3 protein-coding genes and 1 tRNA gene are annotated in these 3,467 nt (G+C 68.7%); all 4 read right to left on the bottom strand.

All coding sequences use genetic code 11. From position 1 onward, the window contains the following. Nucleotides 1-61: 61 nt before the first annotated feature. Nucleotides 62-138 (bottom strand) — tRNA-Met (locus tag ACFV0G_RS05940). A gap of 241 nt (nt 139-379) precedes the next feature. Continuing rightward, on the bottom strand, nt 380-970 hold the full coding sequence (locus ACFV0G_RS05935; protein ID WP_380542261.1) for a hypothetical protein: 591 nt from the start codon (nt 968-970) through the stop codon (nt 380-382). A 427-nt stretch (nt 971-1,397) separates the two neighbouring features. Then, a complete protein-coding gene (locus ACFV0G_RS05930) occupies nt 1,398-2,261 on the bottom strand; it encodes a hypothetical protein (RefSeq protein WP_380542258.1) in 864 nt (287 codons plus the stop codon). A 297-nt stretch (nt 2,262-2,558) separates the two neighbouring features. Further along, nucleotides 2,559-3,080 carry a hypothetical protein gene (locus ACFV0G_RS05925; protein WP_380542255.1) on the bottom strand — a complete coding sequence of 174 codons (522 nt, stop codon included), beginning with the start codon at nt 3,078-3,080 and terminating at the stop codon, nt 2,559-2,561. Nucleotides 3,081-3,467: the final 387 nt, after the last annotated feature.

The following is a 3,467-nucleotide window of genomic DNA, read 5'->3' as shown; positions in this document are numbered from 1 at the left end:
GGCGCCGGGCCCCCGCGAAACGCGGCCGGCCCGGCACCTGGGGTGCCGGGCCTGCCGGGGTTGGTAGCGGGGACAGGATTTGAACCTGCGACCTCTGGGTTATGAGCCCAGCGAGCTACCGAGCTGCTCCACCCCGCGTCGGTAGGCATGACTGTACGGCACTGCTGCTGAGCATGGGAAATGCCTTCGGCCGGTGCCGCGCGCCGCCACCACTCCACTGGGGACCGTGCACGGTGTGCGCAGTGTGCCGCGCAGGTTCATTCCCGAGCCGGTGGCCAGGCACGCGCTGCACGGTACCGCGGGGTGATGGAGATCCCTGAAAACGGGTCTGTCCGGAGTTCCGTGAATGACCAGCTCAGGGGCACGTTCCCGGAAGGATCTACAGTGGCCAGCAGGCAGCACGACCGCGTGGGGTGAGCTTCAGGCCGAAGAGTGCTCCCGGCACGCCGCGGACGGCAAGCAGGGCAGCGCCGGCAGATTTCACGGGCTCCGGCGCAGCTGCTGACTCGCCTGGCGCGGCGGCGAAGTGGAAGGCGACGAACGGGGCTCCAGGGTCGCTGGTCGCGTAGCTGAGAGTCTTGGGGAGGTGCGGTGCCGGGTTGCCGAAGGTGACCGATGCCGGGCCGAACTCGTCCAGAACTTCGTGCAGGGTGCGATCCGTGTTCGCCCAGGCGGCTGCGCGGTCGAGGAGCGCGGCGTGGTCCGCAGCGGAGAGGGTCCGGTCCAGGTGGAGCCAGCCGCGTCGGTATGCGTCTTCGCCGTACTGGGATGCGGTCACATGGATGGCCGGGTCGGTGAAGTGGTCCCGCACGAAGGGCGCGGCGCTGAGGCGTTCATTCGCATCCGGTATCCACAGCGCGTCCGCGGTCTGCTGGCCGGCTTCTGCCAGCAAGTCAAGCAACAACGGTAGGACGGGCACTCCGCCGTGGGCCTCGGGTCGGCGAACCGCCTGATTGAGCTTCTCGATCAAGCCATCGCGGGCCGGGCGCCCCGGCCTCGGCTCAGCCCGGCCGGGCCCGGCAGCGCCTGCGTGGTGCTTGGAGCCCGCTGTCGCCACCTCTACGACCATGCGGCCATTCTGGCCGCGTAGCCCTATGGCGGCAATGGGCTCGCCGTCCGGGCCGACCGCTGCCATGGAGCAACGAGTGACGGCAACTGCTTCCGGTCCCGACAAGACATCAAGATCATTCACGGAGTCGCGGCCAGAGCCCTGAAAACGGCCACCCCGGACTCAGGGGTTGGCCGGACCTGCTCACCTTGATTCCCCACCTGCGGGTGGTTGAACTGGGGGAACACCAGAGCTCCGGGCCGCCCGTCCGGCAGACGCCACCAGGGCCGGCCTGGCCAGCCCACGAAGTGGGCGAAGCCCATCGCGTCAGGAGCGCCGGAGGCGCCCTCTACTCAGGTTCTTCTGCGGGGATCGTCCAACGCAGCAGGGTGGTGCCGCCGCGCTGCTCCAGAGTGACTGCGTAGACCTGGTTCCAAGCTCGTTCGCCGCGGTGGCGCATGGAGTGGTCGCCGGGATCCCAGCCCAGACCCAGGACCTGGCATCCGTCGATCTTGATCTGGCCGGCGAGCAGGGGGTGGGTCTGGCCAGCCCGGTCGAGGAGGTGAAAGTGGGTGTGCACGTCCACGGAGACCATCAAGCCGGTTCGGGGCCCTTCCGCCAACCAGCTCTGGATCTGGCCAGCGAACTCGTGGGCCTCGTGCACGGGGAGGTCGAGGCGCCCGTAGGGGCCCTCGACCTCGTACCGGGGCGTCCGTTTGCCGCCGAAGCGGGCGTGGGCGTCGTCCTCGTACTTTCCCCAGTAGGTGACGTCGGCGAGCCCGTCGATTGACTCGCCCGGCAGCCCGACGAACGAGTCGAGGGCGTGGGCGTCTCCGAGGACCATGCCGCAGCGGTCGATCGGCAGGTCACCTAGCCGGATCGGCTCTCCGTCATGTTTCTCCGGCCAGGGCAGGCCAAGGTCGACCTCCAGGACCGTGATGACCGGTCCGTCGTACGCCTCCCCGGTTTCGGCACGCACCTTCAGCGGCCGGTCGGCTGCGGCTGGCACCGCGACTGCCTCGCAGGACCAATCCCGGCTCGGGCCGTCCGCGGGCTCGTGCAGATGGCCACCGCCGTGCTTCACGGCGGCCAGTGCCCGCACGGACAACGGGTCGCCGAGCTCGGACCAGTGATCGATCCAGCCGGCCATGCCCAGGACCAGCACACCGGACGGCGCGGTGACGACTCCCAGGTCTACAGAGGTCTCACTCATCCGCTGATTCAACCAAGGCGGACTGTCATCGACAGCGACGGGCACCCATCGCCAACCACCGCGGACGGTGACACCGGGCGGCCGAACACTCAACGGACGGGCGGCCCTCGACACTCGCTCGCCGAACGTCCCCACTTGCTTCAAGGGGCAACGACCTGGGGAATCGGGAGCGGGCCTGGCCGTTTTCGCGGATCCTCATCATTCGCCGACACTCGGCGAACTTCCCCACCGGCAAGACCCTCGCGTCCTGGCGGGCCGAGGACTCCACCATCCCCGAACCCACCCAGAACTCTCTGATCACCCTGACGGTGAAGTGGTTCCCCGTTCGCAGATGACCGTGACGCCGATGTCCAGGGTTCCAGCGCCCAGGGTGGAGCGAGCGTGGCCCTGCCAGCCCAGACCGTCGGCCGTAGGCCCGTGGAGTCCGACCGGCGGAATGGGCAGGTTCACGGTCGCGTCCTTCCATCCTCCGCCGGTCGCCACGTAGCCCGCCGGGCACTCGGCCACGGGGACGTAGCTGTAGATGTTGTTCGGGCCCTCGGTGCCAACAATCGTGGGCGACGTGTCGGTGGCGGTCACGCGAACGACCGCGGCCGCGCCGCTCGTCGAGTTCCACTGAAGATGCGTTTGACTCCGGGTACAGCGAGTGCCCGCGTCGTAGTCGATAATGTAGACGGAGCGAAATGCGCCGCTGCTGGGCGTGCAGGCGTGGATCGTACGGCCTGTGGTCGGCACGGATGCCATGGCGGTATATGCGCCGAACCCACCCGCCAACATCAGGGCCGCGAGCGTGCCGCCGATGATTCCCTTACGGTTCACAGGCAGTACTCCACTCCGTTGAATGAAACCTGTGTCGGACGGAATCTATCGGCCAGAGCGTTGTGAAACGCTGATTTCAGGCGCGAGTTGCCGACTTCCAGACCGGAGGCGGATCAGCCCAACTGGCCCCGCCTACTACAAGCAGGCCGTCATCGAGATTCACCAATTCCTCGGCCCCTGCCATCACCGCACAGCCCTTCTCGCGGACTCCTGCGCACGGAAGGCGCAGTGACGTCGCGGCCCGGAAGGGGCCGCCGCCTGCGGGGCCCCCGGGGGGTTAGGGGAACCCGGGGGCCCGCCGCCCGGGTGCGCGATGAGGGGGGGGCGGCGGGGGGGGTGGGGTTGGGGTGGGTGCTCTGGTGTGGGGGTTGGGGGCGCGCAGTTTAT

The sequence above is a fragment of the Kitasatospora sp. NPDC059571 genome (genome assembly GCF_042735675.1).
GTDB lineage: Bacteria > Actinomycetota > Actinomycetes > Streptomycetales > Streptomycetaceae > Kitasatospora.
The sequence above is the reverse complement of the archived record's forward strand: the minus strand, read 5'-3'. Positions and strand labels throughout refer to the sequence as shown.